The 17,375-nt window shown below is 72.0% G+C and carries 14 protein-coding genes and 1 tRNA gene; 11 read left to right on the forward strand and 4 right to left on the reverse strand.

The genetic code is table 11. From position 1 onward, the window contains the following. Nucleotides 1-11: 11 nt before the first annotated feature. Entirely contained in the window at nt 12-773 is a 762-nt protein-coding gene (locus tag JTN19_RS19455) for an LOG family protein (protein ID WP_206936088.1), read from the reverse strand. Between the two features lie 84 nt (nt 774-857). On the opposite strand from JTN19_RS19455, the gene JTN19_RS19460 reads away from it, so the two are divergent. Then, complete coding sequence (locus tag JTN19_RS19460; RefSeq protein WP_206936091.1) at nt 858-2,423, forward strand: MBL fold metallo-hydrolase RNA specificity domain-containing protein; 1,566 nt, start codon at nt 858-860, stop codon at nt 2,421-2,423. A 27-nt stretch (nt 2,424-2,450) separates the two neighbouring features. On the opposite strand, the gene JTN19_RS19465 is transcribed toward JTN19_RS19460, so the two are convergent. Continuing rightward, a complete protein-coding gene (locus JTN19_RS19465) occupies nt 2,451-3,710 on the reverse strand; it encodes a D-amino acid dehydrogenase (protein WP_206936094.1) in 1,260 nt (419 codons plus the stop codon). A 130-nt stretch (nt 3,711-3,840) separates the two neighbouring features. Between JTN19_RS19465 and JTN19_RS19470 the strand changes: the two genes are divergently transcribed. After that, nucleotides 3,841-4,287 carry an Lrp/AsnC family transcriptional regulator gene (locus tag JTN19_RS19470; RefSeq protein ID WP_206936097.1) on the forward strand — a complete coding sequence of 149 codons (447 nt, stop codon included), beginning with the start codon at nt 3,841-3,843 and terminating at the stop codon, nt 4,285-4,287. Nucleotides 4,288-4,332: 45 nt separating this feature from the next. Further along, on the forward strand, nt 4,333-7,098 hold the full coding sequence (locus JTN19_RS19475; protein ID WP_206936100.1) for a phosphoenolpyruvate carboxylase: 2,766 nt from the start codon (nt 4,333-4,335) through the stop codon (nt 7,096-7,098). Here the strand turns inward: JTN19_RS19475 and JTN19_RS19480 are convergent. Next, nucleotides 7,095-8,306, reverse strand: a complete 1,212-nt coding sequence (locus JTN19_RS19480) for a Coenzyme F420 hydrogenase/dehydrogenase, beta subunit C-terminal domain (RefSeq protein WP_206936103.1) — start codon at nt 8,304-8,306, stop codon at nt 7,095-7,097. The two genes, JTN19_RS19475 and JTN19_RS19480, sit on opposite strands and share 4 nt — an antisense overlap. A 101-nt stretch (nt 8,307-8,407) precedes the next feature. On the opposite strand from JTN19_RS19480, the gene JTN19_RS19485 reads away from it, so the two are divergent. The 3 genes from JTN19_RS19485 (at nt 8,408) to JTN19_RS19495 (ending at nt 11,861) form a co-directional block, all read left to right on the forward strand. Then, entirely contained in the window at nt 8,408-10,171 is a 1,764-nt protein-coding gene (locus JTN19_RS19485; RefSeq protein ID WP_242531305.1) for an ABC transporter transmembrane domain-containing protein, read from the forward strand. A 66-nt stretch (nt 10,172-10,237) separates the two neighbouring features. Further along, nucleotides 10,238-10,660: a CopG family transcriptional regulator gene (locus JTN19_RS19490; protein WP_206936108.1), complete on the forward strand. Its 423-nt coding sequence runs from the start codon at nt 10,238-10,240 to the stop codon at nt 10,658-10,660. A gap of 58 nt (nt 10,661-10,718) precedes the next feature. Further along, on the forward strand, nt 10,719-11,861 hold the full coding sequence (locus JTN19_RS19495; protein ID WP_206936110.1) for an extracellular catalytic domain type 1 short-chain-length polyhydroxyalkanoate depolymerase: 1,143 nt from the start codon (nt 10,719-10,721) through the stop codon (nt 11,859-11,861). Between the two features lie 16 nt (nt 11,862-11,877). On the opposite strand, the gene JTN19_RS19500 is transcribed toward JTN19_RS19495, so the two are convergent. Further along, nucleotides 11,878-11,951, reverse strand: a tRNA-Gln gene (locus JTN19_RS19500). 139 nt (nt 11,952-12,090) lie between these two features. On the opposite strand from JTN19_RS19500, the gene JTN19_RS19505 reads away from it, so the two are divergent. The 5 genes from JTN19_RS19505 (at nt 12,091) to JTN19_RS19525 (ending at nt 17,335) form a co-directional block, all read left to right on the forward strand. Continuing rightward, nucleotides 12,091-13,101, forward strand: a complete 1,011-nt coding sequence (locus JTN19_RS19505) for a Ppx/GppA phosphatase family protein (RefSeq protein WP_206936112.1) — start codon at nt 12,091-12,093, stop codon at nt 13,099-13,101. A 9-nt stretch (nt 13,102-13,110) separates the two neighbouring features. Next, nucleotides 13,111-13,785, forward strand: a complete 675-nt coding sequence (locus tag JTN19_RS19510; RefSeq protein ID WP_206936115.1) for an RlmE family RNA methyltransferase — start codon at nt 13,111-13,113, stop codon at nt 13,783-13,785. 163 nt (nt 13,786-13,948) lie between these two features. Further along, nucleotides 13,949-15,439 (forward strand): IMP dehydrogenase, encoded by a 1,491-nt coding sequence (gene guaB, locus JTN19_RS19515; protein ID WP_206936118.1) that lies wholly within the window; start codon nt 13,949-13,951, stop codon nt 15,437-15,439. Between the two features lie 9 nt (nt 15,440-15,448). Next, nucleotides 15,449-16,756: a methyltransferase domain-containing protein gene (locus JTN19_RS19520; protein WP_206936120.1), complete on the forward strand. Its 1,308-nt coding sequence runs from the start codon at nt 15,449-15,451 to the stop codon at nt 16,754-16,756. Between the two features lie 57 nt (nt 16,757-16,813). Next, entirely contained in the window at nt 16,814-17,335 is a 522-nt protein-coding gene (locus tag JTN19_RS19525) for a GNAT family N-acetyltransferase (RefSeq protein WP_242531306.1), read from the forward strand. The last annotated feature ends 40 nt before the right edge of the window (nt 17,336-17,375 follow it).

The raw sequence follows: 17,375 nt of genomic DNA on the forward strand, positions 1-17,375 counted from the left end.
TCCAGGGAGGTTCACATACCCACACCGGGGCCCCGCGGCAAAACCGGTGGCTCGTGCGCCGCGATGACGGCCCAGGCCGCCTCGGCGTCATCCACGAAATGCAGCAGGCCCATATCGGCCGCGCCGATCAGGCCGGCCTCCTGGAAGGCCTGCCAGTTGATCAGCCCGCGCCAATGCGCGCTGTCCACCAGCACCACCGGCACGGCCGGGGTGCGCCCGGTCTGGCGCAGGGTCAGGATCTCGAACAACTCGTCCATGGTGCCGAAGCCGCCCGGGAACACCACCAGCGCCCGCGCCCGCATGGCCAGGTGCAGCTTGCGGATGGCGAAGTAGTGGAACTGGAAGGTCAGGTTGGGGGTGGAGTAGCGGTTGGGGTGCTGCTCCTGCGGCAGCTGGATGTTGAAGCCGATGCTGGGGGCACCGACATCATGCGCGCCACGGTTGGCGGCCTCCATGATGCCGGGCCCGCCGCCGGTCGCGATCACGTTCTCGCGCCAGCCATCAATGGGATCGAGGGCGCCGCCGCGCATGGAGGCGATCTGCCCGAAGCGCCGCGCCTCGGCATACCAGCGGGGGTGGTGGCCCGGCCCGTCCTCGCGCACGCGGGCGCCGCCGAAGACGACGATGGTGGAGCCCACGCGGGCCGCGCGCAGGGCCTCGTCGGCCTTCACGGCCTCCAGTTGCAGCCGCACGCCGCGCATAGCGGGGCCGCGAAGGAAGTCCTCGTCCAGCAGGGCCAGGCGATAGGCCGGGTTGTCGTCGTGGTCGTTCATCTTCTCCCCCCGCGCCGCGGCGCGCATGATGCGCCCACATGCGCCCCTCTCCAACCAGCGGCGCGGCGAAGGGATGCCAGTTCCATGTCCGTCACCCTGCATGTCCATGGCGCGGCGCGCACCGTCACCGGCTCCTGCCTGCGGTTCGAAGCCCCGGGCGCGCATGTGCTGGTGGATTGCGGCATGTTCCAGGGCCCCAAGACGCTGAAGGCGTTGAACCACGAGCCCTTCCCCTTCGACCCCGCGAGCCTCGACGCCGTGCTGCTGACCCACGCGCACATTGACCACAGCGGGCTGCTGCCGCGCCTGGTGAAGGAGGGCTTCCGCGGCGCCATCCACGCGACCCCGGCGACCATCGAGCTCTGCGCCTGCCTCCTGCCAGACAGCGGCCACATCCAGGAGAGCGAGGTGCGGATGCTGAACCGCCGCAACCGCCGCCGCTGGCGCGGGCGGGAGGAGGTGCGCCCCATCTACGGCCCCGCCGACGCCGATGCGGCGCTGGAGGCCTTCCAGCCCGTGGCCTATGGCGAGTGGATCACGCCCGCCAAGGGCGTGCGGGCGCGCTGGTGGAATGCGGGGCATATGCTGGGCTCCTCCTCCATCGAGATGGAGTTCGGCGATGTGCGCGTGCTGGCCTCGGGCGACATCGGGCCGGATGACGGCACCCTGCACCCCGGGCCGGAAGGGCCGCAGGGTCTCGACCACCTGATCTGCGAAAGCACCTATGGCGACGAGGACCGGCCGATCATCACGCCCCAGGCCCGCCGCGCCGCCCTCGCCGCGCTGGTGCGTGAGGCCGCGGAGCGCGATGGCGCCCTGCTCATCCCGAGCTTCGCGGTGGAGCGGGCGCAGGAGGTGGTGCTGGACCTGGTGCTGCTGATGCAGCGTGGCGAGATCCCGGCCACCACCATCCACATGGACAGCCCGCTCGCCACCCGCGCGAGCAAGGTCTTCGCCCGCCACGCGCACGGCATGGAGGAGGGCGAGGCGCTGCGCGCCGCCCTGCACTCCCACCGGCTGCTGCATGTGGTGGAGGGCGCGGCCAGCCGGAAGCTGGCGCAGCACAAGGGGTTTCACATCGTCATCGCGGGCTCGGGCATGTGCGATGCCGGGCGCATCCGCGAGCACCTGAAGTCGCGGCTCTGGGACCCGTCGGCCATGGTGGTGCTGGTGGGCTTCCAGGCCAGTGGCACGCTGGGGCGGCTGCTGGAGGAAAGCGCGCCGCGCGTGCGCATTCAGGGCGAGACCATCGAGGTGGCGGCGCGCATCACCCGGCTGGAGGGCTATTCCGGCCATGCCGACGGGCCGGAACTGGCCCGCTGGGTGGAGGCAAGGCGGCCCATCAGGGGCGGCATCTTCCTGACCCATGGCGAGCCGGAGGCCATCACGGGCCTCGCCGCGCGGCTGGGGAAGCAGGTGGTGCAGCCCGTGCTGGACTCGCGCTGGCGCCTGCCCGCCGGCGGGGCGCCGGTGCCCCTGCCCGCCCCGGCGAACGCCCGCCGCCTGGAGCCCGAGGCGCTGGCCCGGCCCGACTGGCACAATGAACGCGCCGCGCTGCTGCTGGGGGTGGAGGAGGCGATCGAGCACGCCGCCGACCCCGCGGCGCGGGCCGCGCTGATCGCGCGGCTCAAGGCGGCGTTGCTGGGTTAGCGCCTGGTCGGGGCGCCTCAGCGCCCCTCAGGCCGGCGCGTAGCGGGTCAGCGCCAGGTCATTGTGCGCGATCTCGGGCGCGCGGGCGCTGACCAGGTCCGCCAGCAGCCGGCCCGAACCGCAGGCCATGGTCCAGCCCAGCGTGCCATGGCCCGTGTTCAGGAACAGGTTGCGGTAGCGCGTGGGGCCGACGATGGGCGTGCCGTCCGGCGTCATCGGCCGCAGGCCGGTCCAGAACTGGGCCTCGGCGGGGTTGCCGGCATCGGGGAAGAGGTCCGTCAGCGTGTGTTCCAGCGTCTCGCGCCGCGGCTTGCGCAGCTTGAGCGAGAAGCCCGCCAGCTCCGCCGTGCCGCCCACGCGGATGCGGTCGCCCAGGCGCGTCACCGCGATCTTGTAGGTCTCGTCCATCACGGTGGAGACGGGGGCGGCATCGGCGTCGCGCACCGGCAGGGTCAGCGAATAGCCCTTCACCGGATAGACGGGGATGGAGACGGCCAGCGGCCGCAGCAGCGCCGTCGAATGGCTGCCGAGGGCGACCACGTAGCGGTCCGCGGTGAAGCGGCCCTGGTCGGTGACGACGCCCGTGACCTCGCCGCCCTCCTGCTCGATGGCCTGGATGGAAACGCCCTGGCGGAACACCACGCCGCGCGCGGCGGCCATCTCGGCCAGGCGCTGGGTGAAGAGGAAGGCATCGCCCGTCTCGTCGCCCGGCAGGCGCAGCCCGCCCACGAATTTCTGCGAGACGCGGGCCAAAGCGGGTTCGGCGGCGATGCAGCCGGCGACGTCCAGCACCTCATGCGCCACGCCGCTCTTGCGCAGCACGGCGACATCGGCCTGCACGGCGTCGAGCTGCTTCTGGGTGCGGAACAGCTGCAGCGTGCCCTGGGTGCGCTGGTCGTACTGGATGCCCGTCTCGGCGCGCAGCGCCAGCAGCGCATCACGCGAATATTCCGCGATGCGGACCATGCGGGCCTTGTTGTTGGCGTAGGCGGCCTCGGTGCAGTTCGCCAGCATCCGCGCCAGCCAGGGGTAGAGCCCGCCCTTCGCCTGGGGCCAGAGCACCAGGGGCCGGTAGCGCATCATCAGCCACTTCATGGCCTTGATGGGGATGCCGGGGCCGGCCCAGGGGGCGGAATAGCCAGGCGAGACCTGACCTGCATTGGCGAAGCTGGTCTCCATGCCGGCGCCGGGCTGGCGGTCCAGCACCGTCACCTCATGGCCCGCCTGGGCCAGGTACCAGGCGCTGGTGACGCCCACCACGCCGCTGCCGAGAACGAGAACCCGCATCGCCGCCTCCAGGATGGCCGAATGGCTGACAGTATCGGGAGGATCATGCGTGGTTTTCGCGCATCTTGCGCAGAACCGGGCGTTTGCGCGAAATCTTGCAATATTCTGCGAGGAAGTGGCACAAACCACCATGCACGCCTTGGACGAGACCGATCTCGCCATCCTGCGCGAACTGCGCCTCGATGCGCGCGTCACCAATGCGAAGCTGGCCCAGGCGGTGGGGCTTTCTCCCTCGGCCTGCCTGCGGCGGCTGCGGCTGCTGGAACATCGCGGCGTCATCCGCGGCTACACCGTGCTGCTGGCGGAGCCGCAGCGGGCGGGCCAGGTCACGGTCATCGTCCAGATCACGCTGGACCGGCAGACGGAACAACACCTGACGCGCTTCGAGGCCGCCATCCGCCGCTGCCCCGAGGTCCGCGAATGCTACCTGATGACCGGCATGGCCGATTACCTGCTGCGCGTGGAATGCCGCGACGCGGCCGATTACGAACGCATCCACAAGGAACAGCTGAGCCGCATGCCCGGCGTGGCGCGCATCCAGTCGAGCTTCGCCATCCGCGCGGTGGTCACCGGTTAGGAATTTGCTGGTATCTCGGCGCTTCGCAGGTGCAGCATCCATTCCATGGATGGCACCACCCCCGACCTGCTCCAGCGGCTGCTCGGCCGCATGCGCGACGCACGCGCGGCCTCCGCCCAGGACCCCTTCGGCGATCCGGTGCTGCTGACGGCGCTTTCGGTCAGCCGTGGGCTGGATGATGGTTCGCTCGACCTCGCGCGGCTCGGCGACATCATCCAGCAACTGGCCGATGACGCCATGGCGGGGCGGGCGCGGCGGCTGGCGCGCTATCTGGGCCATGCGCCCGGGGCGGACCCCTTCCCCGCCCTGGCCCAGCGCCTGGCGCGGCCCGACCCGCTGGACAGCCCCATCCCCTTCGCCGCCTATCGCGCCCTGGTGGAGCGCGCGCGCTTCGCGGCGGTCTTCACCGCGCACCCCACCTTCTCCCTGCCGCTGGCGACCCACGCCGCGCTGGCCGCCGCCGCCAGCACGGGCGAGGACCCGCCGCGCGGCCTGCCCCACCGCCCCGCCCCGGTGACGCTGGCCGAGGAATTCGAACAGGCCTGCGCCGCCATCCTCCGCGGCCGCGACGCGCTGGATGAGTTCGCCGGTGCCCTGCTCGACGCCGCCCGCGCCATCTGGCCCGACCGCTGGGCCCAGCTGCGGCCCGCCCCCGTGAAGCTCGCCACCTGGGTGGGGTATGACACGGATGGGCGCACCGATATCGGCTGGTGGGACACGCTGCGGCTGCGCCTCACCATGAAGCGGATGCAGCTGGAACGGCTGGCCGCCCAGCTGCCCGGCACCGCCATCGCCGAGCGCGCCGAACAGGCGGTGGACGCCGTCAACATGCAGATCGCCTCCATTCCCGACCGGCCGACCCCGGCCGCGGTGCAGGCCATGGCGGCGGAGATGCTGGGCCGGCGCGAGGCCGCCATGACGGATCTGGCGCCGCTGCTCACCCTCTTCGACGCCGCGCTGGACGAAGCCCCGGACGATGCGGCCCGCCGCAAGCTGGCCGTGGCGCGGGCGGGGCTGGTGGCGCATGGGCTCTCCCTCGCCCACACCCATGTCCGGCTGAACGCGACCCAGGTGCACAATGCCGTGCGCCAGCGCCTGGACATCACCACCGCCCCCGAGGACATGGCCCAGCGCCGCACCCTGCTGGCCCAGGTGAACGCGGCGCTGGCGAATGTGCGGGCGCGGCCGGTGGATTACGGCGCCCTGCTGGCGGAACAGGCCTCGGCCGCCAAGCTCATGATGAATGTCGCGCAGATCGCCAAGCATGTGGACCAGACCGCGCCCATCCGCTTCCTGATCGCGGAGACGGAGACGGGCTTCACCCTGCTGGCCGCGCTGTGGCTCGCGCGGCATTTCGGCTGCGAGCGGCATGTGGAGATCTCGCCCCTCTTCGAGACGGCCGATGCGCTGGAACGGGGCGAGCGCGTGCTGGACGAGGCGCTGCGAAGCCCTTCCTTCCGCGACTATCTGCGCCTGCACGGTCGGCTCTGCCTGCAGTTCGGGTATTCGGATTCCGGGCGCTATGTGGGGCAGCTGGCGGCCTCCTACCTGGTGGAGCGGCTGAAGCTGCGGCTGGCGGAATTGCTGCGGAAGCATGGCCTGTCCGGCATCGAGGTCGTGCTCTTCGACACCCATGGCGAGAGCATTGGCCGCGGCGGGCATCCGGACAGCCTCTCCGACCGGCTGGACTACCTGTTCCCGCCCCAGGCGCGGGCGGCGCTCGCCGAGGCCGGGCTGCCGGCGCGCGAGGAATCGAGCTTCCAGGGCGGCGATGGCTACCTGCTCTGGGCCACGCCGGAACTGGCCCGCGCGACGGTGGCCCGCATCGCCGAGCACGCCTTCGCGGGCCTGCCCACCGGCCTGGACCCCATCTACACCGAGAGCGACTACGGGGCCGACTTCTTCGCGACCCTTCGGCGGGAGGTGCAGGCCCTGGTGGCGGACCCCGGCTATGCGGCGCTGCTGGGCGGATTCGGGCCGGGGCTGATCGAGCGCACGGGCTCCCGCCCCTCCGCCCGGCAGGCGGATGGCGTGGGGGGCCCGGCGCGGCTGACCCACCCCTCGCAGCTGCGCGCCATTCCGAACAACGCCATCCTCCACCAGGTGGGGTGGCTCGCGAACACGCTGCACGGGCTGGGCGCGGCGGTGGCGGCCAACCCCGAGGCCTTCCATGATTTGCGCGCGCGTTCCCCCCGCTTCCGCCGCGCGCTGGGCATGGCGCTGCGGGCCGCGGAATGCTCGGACATCGGGGTGGTGCGGGCGGTGATCGGCACGCTGGACCCGGGCACCTGGCTGGACCGGGCCGAGGCCACGCAGCGGCCCGGCCGGCGCGAGGCGCTGCTCTGCGTGGCGGACCCGCTGGACGCGATGGAGCTGGAGGCCCCGCTGCGCCGCCTCTACCGGCGGCTGAAGGCGGACCAGCTGGCGCTGCGCGCCGCCTGGCCCGAATTGCCGCAGATGCCCGAGCGCCTGGTGCTGCTGCATGCCCTGCGCCTCGCGCTGATCCATCGGCTCTGGCTGCTGGCGGTGCGGGTGCCGGAATTCAGTCCCAGGCACGGCGCGACGCGCGAGGGGGTGCTGACGCGCATCCTCGCGCTCGACGTGGAGCCGGCCTTGACCCTGCTGGAGCAGATCTTTCCCGCCGCGCCCGACCCCGTTACGGGGCTCGACTTCCATGAACCCTCCGCGCCGGATGAGGGGCCGAGCTATGGGCGCGAGCATGCCGAAATCTTCGGCCCCATGCGGCAGATGTTCGACCTGGTGCGGAACTGCTCGGCCGCCGTCAGCCATGAGGTGGGGGCCTTCGGCTAGTCCTTGGGACGCTCCAGCCCATGGGGCCGCACCAGCTCCCACACATGGGCGGGGATCATGCGCGAGGCGCGACGGGGCTGTTCGCGCTGGAGGTGGATGACGCTCTCCACCGCCTTCATCTCCACCCTCGCGCGGGCGAATTCCAGGCCGCGCGGGCCAATGCGGGGCATGAGCCAGCCGACTATCGGCCGCAGCCAGTTCGGCATGCGCCGCAGCGGCAGCCCCCCGGCGGCGCGCTGGGTGTTGGCGAGGAAACCCTTCACCGGCCCCGCGCGCTTGCCGGCGCTGCCGGGGGCGGAGGTCTCGACCTCATCGCCCAGCAGGGCGAGCAGCTCCTCGCCGCGTTCGTTGCGGAGGATGAGCCATTGCTGACCCTCGCCGCCCATGTAGCCCACGGTGATGTCGGCCAGCACATTGGTATAGTCCACGCAGCTGCGGCAGGTCAGCGGAAAGAAATCCTTGGGCAGCTTCGAGATGGGAAGCTGAAGGAAAGGAATCTCCCGCCGCCTTCCATCGGCATAGCGCAGCTCCACGTGGAAATCGGCGCGGAATTCCAGATAGGTGATCGTTCCGGGATCCTCGTCGAGCAGACCCAGGAATTGATGAAAATTTTCCGTAGTTGTGTTGTCGGAGCAGGGCGTGCCGATGACATAAAGCCTATCGAACCCAAGCTCCCGTTCCAGCGCCCGCAGCGCATAGACCTGGCAGGGGATGCCGATGACCGCGAGGCGCCGATGCCCCGCCGCCCGCGCGGGCTCCAGCAAGGCCAGCAGCGGCGCGTAGCCCATCCGCATGCCCCGCACGCCCGCCATGTCCTCGGCCCGGGTGACCAGCACGGGGGTGGGCTTCCAGCGGTCCTCCGGGTCGGGCGCCATGGTGAGCACCGCGTCCACCGCCCCCACCTCCAGCAGGCGGGCGGCGAGGCGCGTCGTGATGCCCGTCCATTGCGCGCCGGGCAGCGGCGCGCGCAGCCGGGCGCGGAGCATGCGAAGGTGCGGGCCGAAATGAAGTTCGTCGGGCCGTGAGGGATCACGCGCGCGGCCATGCACCTGGGCTTCCAGCGCCGGGTAGTCGGGCGCGACGAATTGGCAGGCGCGCCCGCAGGCCTTGGGGTTCGCCATGCGCGAGACCCCACAATCCGTGCAGAGGTTGCGGTGCGGCGCGGGCCGCAGCGGGGGCGTCATCGGGCCGGGATGGGCATGGTCCATGCGGATGAGGCTAGGGCGCTGACAGCGCCGCCGTCCAGGATTGCTGACAGTTTGTCCCTTGGGCCATGCCGCGCCGCGCAAATGCTGGCATGATCGCGACCATGACCCCTGCCCCGAAGAACCTTGGCGCGCTGCGTGTGCTGCTCCCCTTCCTTCGTCCCCACTGGAAGCGCGCCCTGGCCGCCGCCGGCGCGCTGCTGCTGGCCGCGGGCCTGGTGCTGATGATCGGCCAGGGGTTGCGGCAACTGATTGACGACGGGTTCGCCAGCCAGGATGCGTCCAGCCTCAACGCGGCCGCGCTCTTCATGTTCCTCGTGGTGGCGGCGCTGGGCTTCGCCACGGCGCTGCGCTTCTACCTGGTCTCCTGGCTGGGGGAGCGGGTGGCGGCCGATCTGCGCGCGGCCGTCTTCGGCCATGTGCTGCGCCTCTCGCCCGCCAGCGTCGAGACGGCGCGGACGGGCGACATCCTCTCCCGCATGACGGCCGATATCGCGCTGCTGCAGGCGCTGATCGGCTCGGCCATCTCCATGGGGCTGCGCACGGCGCTGACCTCCACGGGCGCGCTGGTGCTGCTGGTGCTGTCCAGCCCCAAGCTCGCCGGCATCGTGCTGGTGGTGGTGCCCATCGTGGTGGTGCCGCTGGTGCTGTTCGGGCGGCGCGAACGGCGCCTCTCCCGCACCGCGCAGGAAAGGGTGGCGGACCTCTCGGCCCAGGCGGAGGAGGCGCTGAACAGCCTCCGCACCGTCCAGGCCTATACCCAGGAGGGCAACGAGCGCGCGCGCTTCGGCGCGGCGGTGGAGCGTTCGGTGCAGGCCGCGCTTCGGCGCATCGCCTCGCGCGCCACGCTGATCCTGATCGTGATCCTGCTGGGGTTCGGGGCCATCACCTTCAGCCTCTGGGTGGGCGGGCAGGATGTGATCGCGGGGCGGATGACGGGGGGCGAGCTCACGGCCTTCGTCTTCTACGCGGTGCTGCTGGCCTCCTCCGGCAGCACGCTGTCGGAACTCTGGGGCGAGGTGCAGCGGGCGGCCGCGGCGGCCGACCGGCTGGTGGAGGTGCTGGACATCACGCCGCTCGTGGCCGCCCCCGCGGCGCCCATGCCCCTGCCCACCCCGCGCGGCGCCGTCGCCTTCGAGGAGGTGACCTTCCATTACCCCTCGCGCCCCGGCACGGCGGCGCTGGAGCGCTTCACCCTGCGCGTGGCGCCCGGTGAGACGGTGGCGCTGGTCGGCCCCTCAGGCGCCGGGAAGACCACGGTGCTGCAATTGCTGCTGCGCTTCTATGACCCCGAGGCGGGGCGCATCACGCTGGAGGGGGTGGACCTGCGCGACCTCGACCCCGCCGACCTGCGCGGCCGCATGGCGCTGGTGGCGCAGGACCCCGTCATTTTCTCGGCCACCGCCGCCGAGAACATCCGCTACGGCCGCCCCGAGGCGAGCGACGCCGAGGTCGAGCAGGCCGCCCGCGCCGCCGCCGCGCACGAATTCATCTCGGCCCTGCCGGAGGGCTATGCGAGCCAGCTCGGGCCGCGCGGCGTGCTGCTCTCGGGCGGGCAGCGCCAGCGCATCGCCATCGCCCGCGCCATCCTGCGCGACCCCCCCTTGCTGCTGCTGGACGAGGCGACCAGCGCGCTCGATGCCGAGAGTGAACAGGCCGTGCAGCAGGCCATCACGCGCCTGGCCGAAGGGCGGACCACGCTGGTGGTGGCGCACCGCCTGGCCACCGTGCGGCGCGCGGACCGGATCGTGGTGATGGAGGCCGGGCGCGTGGTGGCGATGGGCAGCCATGCGGCGCTGGTGGCCGAGGGCGGGCTGTATGCGCGGTTGGCGCGGCTGCAGTTCGGGGAGGGCGCGCACGCGGCCTGAGGCCTTGAACGCGGCAGTCCAGCCTCCACATACCATCCACACGGATGGTGTGAGGATGGTAAACAGATGGCCGGCAATGTGCATGAGCTCCGGCCCAAGGCCGGCGGCGAGTCCGAGAAGATCACCATCAACGTCGGCTATGTAGATCTCGGCCACATAGACCTGCTGGTGCAGGACGGCTTCTACGCCAATCGAACCGACTTCATCCGCACCGCCATCCGGAACCAGGTGGAGCGCCATGCCGACGCCGCCCGGCAATCCGTGGCCCGGCGCAGCCTGGACCTGGGGCTGCGGCATTTCACCCGGGCGGACCTGGAGGCGGCGCGCGATGCGGGCTGGCCCCTCGACATCCGGGTGCTCGGCCTGGCCAGCATCGCGGCCGATGTGACGCCCGAACTCGCCCGCGCCGCCATCGCCTCCCTCTCGGTGCTGGGCGCGCTGCAGGCCAGCGCCGAGGTGAAGGCCGCACTCGCCGACCGGCTGCGCTGAACGCCACCCCGTCACCTCACAGGCGCGGAACCTCCGCGCCGCTTGAAAGCATCGTCACATGAACGCGTTCTCCGCCGACCTCATGCGCGAGGCCACGCGCCTCACCCGTGAGGGCAAGCTCGCCGAGGCCACCGCGCTGCTGCAAGGCGGCATTTCCGGCGCCACGCCCCAGCCCGCGTCGCAAGCCCCTGCGGCCGCCCGCCAGGGGCGCCTGTTCGACGTGGACCCCGGCACGGGTGAGGCCCATGCGCCCGGAGCCAGGCGCGGCGTGGCGGCCATGGGTGAGGCGTTGCGCGGCCTGCGTTCACCCTTCGGGCCTGGTGGCCCCGCGCCCTCGCCCGCACTGCCTGAGGGCGCGCGCTTCCTCACCGGCAGCTTCGCCGGCGCGGCGGGCAGCCGGGGCTACCGGCTCTACATTCCCGTCGCGCCCAGCGCGGGGCCCCGGCCACTGGTGGTCATGCTGCATGGCTGCACGCAGTCGCCCGAGGATTTCGCGGCCGGCACCCGGATGAACCTGCTGGCCGAGAGTGAGGGCTGCCTGGTGGTCTATCCGGCGCAGCCCCCCTCGGCGAACCCTCAGAAATGCTGGAACTGGTTCAATCCGACCGACCAGCGGCGTGACCAGGGCGAACCCGCGCTCATCGCCGGAATCACCCGGCAGGTGATGCGGGAGCATGGGGCGGACCCGGCGCGGGTCTATGTCGCGGGTCTTTCGGCCGGCGGGGCGGCGGCGGCGATCATGGCCCAGGCCTATCCGGACCTCTACGCGGCGGTGGGGGTGCATTCGGGCCTGGCCTGCGGTGCGGCGCGCGACGTGCCCTCGGCCTTCGCCGCCATGCGCCAGGGCGCGCTGCGCCCGGATCCGGGCGGGCGCCTGGTGCCGACCATCGTGTTTCACGCGGACCAGGACGCCACGGTGCACCCGCGCAACGGTGACCAGGTGATTGCGCAGGCGGGAGGCAACCGGCTGCGTGTGACGATGGAACGTGGCCAGGTGCCGGGCGGCCATGCCTACACCCGCACCCTGCATGCCGATGCGGCGGGCCGGGCGGTGCTGGAGCAATGGGTGGTGCATGGGGGCGGCCATGCCTGGTCCGGCGGCAGCAGCGCAGGGTCCTACACGGACCCGCGCGGGCCGGATGCGTCGCGTGAGATGCTGCGCTTTTTCCTGGAACACCCGCTGGAGGCGATGGCGCCATAAGGGCGAGAGGGGGTGTTGGCTGGGGGACCTGGATTCGAACCAAGACTGCCCGAGTCAGAGTCGGGAGTTCTACCGTTAAACTATCCCCCAACGGGGCACCCGCATCGGGGGGCGCCGTTGGCTCGGCGCGGTGGATACCAAAGCCCCGCCGGCTTGCCAACCCGCTTTCCCCTTGCAGCGGATGAAACACTTCGGGATCATGACAAAGAACACCATATAGTGTCCTTCCATGCCCCCCTCCCTTCAGCCCCTGTCCGGCGCTTCCCCCCTCCGCGCCCCGCCGCCGCAGCTTTTCGCGGCGCTGGACCTGGGCACCAACAATTGCCGGCTGCTGATCGGCGCGCCCGCGCGCGGCGGGTTCCGGGTGGTGGAAAGCTTTTCCCGCGTGGTGCGGCTGGGCGAGGGCCTGGCGCGCTCCGGCACCCTGTCCGAGGCGGCGATGGAACGCACCCTGGCCGCCCTGTCCGCCTGCGCGGACCGGCTGGAGCGCCGCCCGGTGCGGCGCCTGGCCGCCGTCGCCACCGAGGCCTGCCGCCGCGCCCGCAACGGCCAGGAGTTCCTGGCCCGCGCCGCGCTGGAGACGGGCCTGCGCCCGCGCATCATCTCGCCCCGCGAGGAGGCCGAGCTGGCGATGGAAAGCTGCGCCCCCCTGCTGGAGCGGGGGGACCGCCGCGCCATCCTCTTCGACATCGGCGGCGGTTCGACCGAGATCGCCTGGATTCGCACCGGGCCTCGGCCGGAACTCATCGGCTACCTCTCCATCCCCTGCGGCGTGGTGACGCTGTCCGAGGGCGAGGATTGCTTCACGGCGCGCGGCTTCGGCGCCGTGGTGGATGACATCGCGGACCGGCTGGCCGCCTTCGACCGGCTGCATTGCATCGGCCAGGAAATTCGCGCGGGGGGCGTGCGGCTGATCGGCACCTCGGGCACCGTCACCACGCTCGCGGGTGTGGTCCTCGCCCTGCCCCGCTACAACCGGCAACTGGTGGACGGGCAGCGCATCAACGCGGACGCCGCCGATGACGCGCTGGAAACCCTCTTCGCCATGGGCCGGGCCGGGCTGGTGGCCCACCCCTGCGTGGGGCCGGAGCGGGCCGATTTCGTGCTGCCCGGCTGCGCCGTCTATGCCGCCATCCGCCGCCTCTGGCCCATGCCGGAGGTGACGGTCGCCGACCGGGGCCTGCGCGAAGGGATGCTCATGCGGCTGATGCGAGGTGACGGCGGGCGCGGGGCGGCGTAAGCCCAGGCCATGCCCCCCCCTCCCGGCAAGCGCCAGACGCACACCAGCCTCAAGACCGCCCGCGGCCGCACCACCGCCAGCCAGCGATGGCTCGCCCGGCAGTTGAACGACCCCTATGTGAAGGCCGCCCAGCAGGCCGGCTGGCGCTCCCGCGCCGCCTTCAAGCTGATCGAGCTGGATGAGGGGTTCAAGCTGCTCAAGCCCGGCCAGCGCGTGGTGGATCTGGGTGCCGCGCCGGGCGGCTGGACCCAGGTGGCCATGCACAGGGTGGGCGCGAATGGCCGCGTGGTGGCGCTGGACCTGCTGCCCATGGACCAGGTGGCGGGCGCCACCATCCTGCAAGGCGATTTCCAGGACGAGGCGACCGAACGCGCGGTGCTGGAAGCCCTGGACGGCCCGGCCGATGTGGTGCTGTCCGACATGGCGCCCAACACCACGGGCCATGGCGCGACGGACCATCTGCGGATCACGGCGCTGGCGGAACTGGCGCTGGATTTCGCGCTGCGCGTGCTGAACCCGGGCGGGGCCTTCGTGGCCAAGCTGTTCCAGGGGGGCGCGGAGCGCGAGATGCTGACGCGCCTGAAAACCCATTTCGCCGAGGTCCGCCACGCCAAGCCGCCCGCCAGCCGCAAGGAATCGAGCGAGACCTATGTCGTGGCGACAGGGTTCCGTCCTGGACCGTGATCCGCTGCCGCGGACCACGGTCCAGCCTTGGCTGGGGGGCGATTCACCGCTCCGGCGAAGCCGCCTCCGCGGATCGCACGCCACACCTCCCTTGCCCGCACGGGGCGCCAGGGTTAAGGGAGCGCGCCAAGGTCGCGCGTGACCGCCCGAAAGGCCCCCGCCCATGGCAGACATCACCTCTCCGCAGCCCATCCGCATCGCCGAGGCCTATGCCTTCGACGACGTGCTCCTGCTGCCCGCCTATTCCACCGTCCTGCCCAGCCAGGCCGACACCCGCACGCGGATGACGCGCGAGATCGCGCTGAACATCCCGCTCATCTCGGCCGCCATGGACACGGTGACCGAGGCGCCCATGGCCATCGCGATGGCGCAACGCGGCGGCATCGGCGTCATCCACAAGAACCTGACGCCCGAGGACCAGGCCGAGCAGGTGCGCCAGGTGAAGCGCTTCGAGAGCGGCATGGTGGTCAACCCCGTCATGGTCCACCCCGACCAGACGCTGGCGGAATTGCTGGCGCTGAAGGCCCAGCACCGCATCAGCGGCTTCCCGGTGGTGGAACCCGGCACCAACCGCCTGGTCGGCATCATCACCAACCGCGATGTGCGCTTCGCGACCGACCCCAAGCAGCGCGTCTATGAGCTGATGACGCGCGAAAGGCTGGTCACCGCCCCCCCCGGCGTCACGGCCGAGCAGGCGCGGACCCTGCTGCACAGCCGCCGCCTCGAGAAGCTGCTGGTGGTGGATGAGCAGAACCGCTGCGTGGGCCTCATCACCGTCAAGGACATGGACAAGGCTGAAGCCCACCCCGCCGCCGTGAAGGACGCGCTGGGCCGGCTCCGCACCGCGGCCGCCACGGGCGTGGGCGAGGATGGGTTCAAGCGCGCCGAACTGCTGGTCGGCGCCGAGGCCGATGTCATCATCGTGGACACGGCGCATGGCCATTCGGGCGGCGTGCTGAAGACGATCGAGCGGATCAAGCGGCTGTCCAACACCGTGCAGGTGGTGGCGGGCAATGTCGCCACCCCCGAGGGCGCGCTGGCGCTGATCGAGGCGGGGGCGGATGCGGTGAAGATCGGCATCGGGCCCGGCTCCATCTGCACCACCCGCATCGTGGCCGGCGTGGGCGTGCCGCAGCTGACGGCGGTGCTGGAATGCGCGGCGGCGGCCAAGGAGCAGGGCGTGCCCGCCATCGCCGATGGCGGCATCCGCAATTCGGGTGACATCGCCAAGGCCATCGCCGCCGGCGCCGAATGCGTGATGATGGGCAGCCTCTTCGCCGGCACGGATGAGGCGCCGGGCGAGGTCTTTCTCTACCAGGGCCGCAGCTACAAATCCTATCGCGGCATGGGCAGCCTGGGCGCCATGGCGCGCGGTTCCGCCGACCGCTACTTCCAGGCCGAGGTGCAGGACACGCTGAAGCTGGTGCCCGAGGGCGTGGAGGGCCAGGTGGGCTACAAGGGCCCGGTCGGGCCGGTCATCCACCAGCTGGTGGGCGGGCTGAAGGCGGCCATGGGCTACACCGGCTCCGCCACCATCCAGGACTTGCAGAAGAATGCCCGCTTCCGCCGCATCACCAATGCCGGGCTGCGCGAAAGCCATGTGCATGACGTCTCGGTGACGCGCGAGGCCCCCAACTACCGCGCCGATGGCTGACCCCCGGCCGTGACCCCCGAAGGCCGGCACGCCGCCGCCATTGACCTGCTGCACGCGGTGCTGGACCAGCCCCGCCGCCCGGCCGACGCCATCGCCGCGGATTTCTTCCGCGCGCGGCGCTATATCGGCGGCAGCGACCGCCGCTTCATCTCGGACCTCGCCTGGGGCGTGCTGCGGCAGCGGCTGCGCCTGGAATGGTGGCTGGCCGAGGTCGGCGCGCGCATCACGCCGCGCCTGCTGGTGCTGGCGCATCTGATCCTGGTGGAGGGGCTGAAGCCCAACGAGGCCGGGCGCCGGTTCGAGGGCGGGCGCTATGGCGCGGGCGCGCTGGACGTGGGCGAGGTGGGCGTGGCCCAGGCGCTGGTCGGCAAGCCGCTGGCGGGCAAGGCCATGCCTGAGGCGCCGCGGCTGAACCTGCCCGAATGGGCCTATCCGGGCCTGCAGGCGCGCTTCGGCGCCGCGCTGGCCGAGGAGGCGGCGGCGCTGGAGGCCAATGCGCCCCTCGACCTGCGCGCCAACCGGCTGCGCGGGGACCGCGAGGCCGCGCTGGCCGCGCTGCGCGCCGAGGGGCTGAAGCCCGAGCCCATGCGCTTCTCGCCGGATGGGCTGCGCCTGCCCCACCGCGCGCCCATCGCCGCCAGCCCCGCCTATCTCCAGGGCCTCATCGAGGTGCAGGACGAGGGCAGCCAGCTCATCGCCGCCCTGGTGGCCGCGCGGCCGGGCATGCGGGTGCTGGATTATTGCGCGGGGGCGGCGGGCAAGACGCTCGCCATCGCGGCCGACATGAAGAACCAGGGGCGGATCACGGCCTGCGACGTCTCGGCGCCGCGACTCGAAGGTGCGATGAAGCGGCTGCGCCGCGCGGGCGTCCACAACGCCGAGACGCACCTGCTGACGCCCGGCGACCGCTTCGCCAAGCGCCGCGCCGCCACCTTCGACCGGGTGCTGGTGGATGCCCCCTGCACGGGCACCGGCACCTGGCGCCGCAACCCCGACGCGCGCAGCCGCACCACGGCGGAGGACCTGGCCGAACTGCTCGCGAAACAACGTGAAATTCTTGCAATCTCGGCCCAGCTGGTGAAGCCTGGGGGTAGGCTCATCTACGCGACATGTTCGCTGCTGCCCGAGGAGGATGAATTGCAGGTCCAGCATCTGCTCGACGCCCGGCCCGAGTTCCGCGCGGTTCCCCTCGCCGAGGCCTGGACCGAGGCCGGGCTGCCGGGCGAGGCGCCCTGCCCCGGCCCGCATCTGCTGCTCTCCCCCGCCGCGCATGGCACGGATGGCTTCTTCTGCGCCGTGCTCACGCGCGCGGCCTGACGGGCGGCCCGCGAGGTGGTCACCATCCGGCGCGCCCGCCCGGGTGACGCGCGGGGCATGGCCCTGGTGCATCTGGCCTGCTGGCGGGGCACCTATGCCGGCATCCTGCCCGATGCCTACCTGGCGGGGATCTCGGTGTCGCAGGAGGCCGCGCAATATGAGCGCGCCATGATGCTGCGCCGCGGCGGCCATGCGGGCTTCGTGGCGGTGGCCGATGGCAATGAGGCCGCGGGCTCGGGCGTGGTGGGCTTCGCCACCGGTGGCCTCGCCCGCCGCGAAGGGCTGGCGGAGGGCGAGATCGAGACGCTCTATCTCCTGGAGGATTTCCGCGAGCGCGGCATCGGCCGGCGGCTCATGCGCGCCACCGCCTCGCACCTGGCCTCGCTCGGCGCGCAGTCGGCCTTCGCCTGGGTGCTGGAGGGCAATCCGTCCCGCTGGTTCTATGAGCGGCTGGGTGCCAGGCTGGTGGCGCGGGAGGGGTTGAACTTCGGCGGGACCCCCGTCCAGCAGCTCGCCTATGCCTGGGACCCCATCCACACCCTGCTGACGGCGACGGCCACGACCAAGCTGCCGCGCTGACCCGCGCCGCGCCCGCTTGAGCGGCGCGGGGAAAAATGGT

The sequence above is a fragment of the Roseococcus thiosulfatophilus genome, from assembly GCF_017311575.1.
In the GTDB taxonomy this organism is placed as follows: Bacteria; Pseudomonadota; Alphaproteobacteria; order Acetobacterales; family Acetobacteraceae; genus Roseococcus; species Roseococcus thiosulfatophilus.

Bases quoted from the DNA above. Each gene is read 5' to 3' on its own strand.
- JTN19_RS19455 (WP_206936088.1), bottom strand. From the start codon at position 773: ATGAACGACCACGACGACAACCCGGCCTATCGCCTGGCCCTGCTGGAC.
- JTN19_RS19460 (WP_206936091.1), top strand. From the start codon at position 858: ATGTCCGTCACCCTGCATGTCCATGGCGCGGCGCGCACCGTCACCGGC.
- JTN19_RS19465 (WP_206936094.1), bottom strand. From the start codon at position 3,710: ATGCGGGTTCTCGTTCTCGGCAGCGGCGTGGTGGGCGTCACCAGCGCC.
- JTN19_RS19470 (WP_206936097.1), top strand. From the start codon at position 3,841: ATGCACGCCTTGGACGAGACCGATCTCGCCATCCTGCGCGAACTGCGC.
- JTN19_RS19475 (WP_206936100.1), top strand. From the start codon at position 4,333: ATGGATGGCACCACCCCCGACCTGCTCCAGCGGCTGCTCGGCCGCATG.
- JTN19_RS19480 (WP_206936103.1), bottom strand. From the start codon at position 8,306: ATGGACCATGCCCATCCCGGCCCGATGACGCCCCCGCTGCGGCCCGCG.
- JTN19_RS19485 (WP_242531305.1), top strand. From the start codon at position 8,408: ATGACCCCTGCCCCGAAGAACCTTGGCGCGCTGCGTGTGCTGCTCCCC.
- JTN19_RS19490 (WP_206936108.1), top strand. From the start codon at position 10,238: ATGGCCGGCAATGTGCATGAGCTCCGGCCCAAGGCCGGCGGCGAGTCC.
- JTN19_RS19495 (WP_206936110.1), top strand. From the start codon at position 10,719: ATGAACGCGTTCTCCGCCGACCTCATGCGCGAGGCCACGCGCCTCACC.
- JTN19_RS19505 (WP_206936112.1), top strand. From the start codon at position 12,091: ATGCCCCCCTCCCTTCAGCCCCTGTCCGGCGCTTCCCCCCTCCGCGCC.
- JTN19_RS19510 (WP_206936115.1), top strand. From the start codon at position 13,111: ATGCCCCCCCCTCCCGGCAAGCGCCAGACGCACACCAGCCTCAAGACC.
- guaB (WP_206936118.1), top strand. From the start codon at position 13,949: ATGGCAGACATCACCTCTCCGCAGCCCATCCGCATCGCCGAGGCCTAT.
- JTN19_RS19525 (WP_242531306.1), top strand. From the start codon at position 16,814: ATGGCCCTGGTGCATCTGGCCTGCTGGCGGGGCACCTATGCCGGCATC.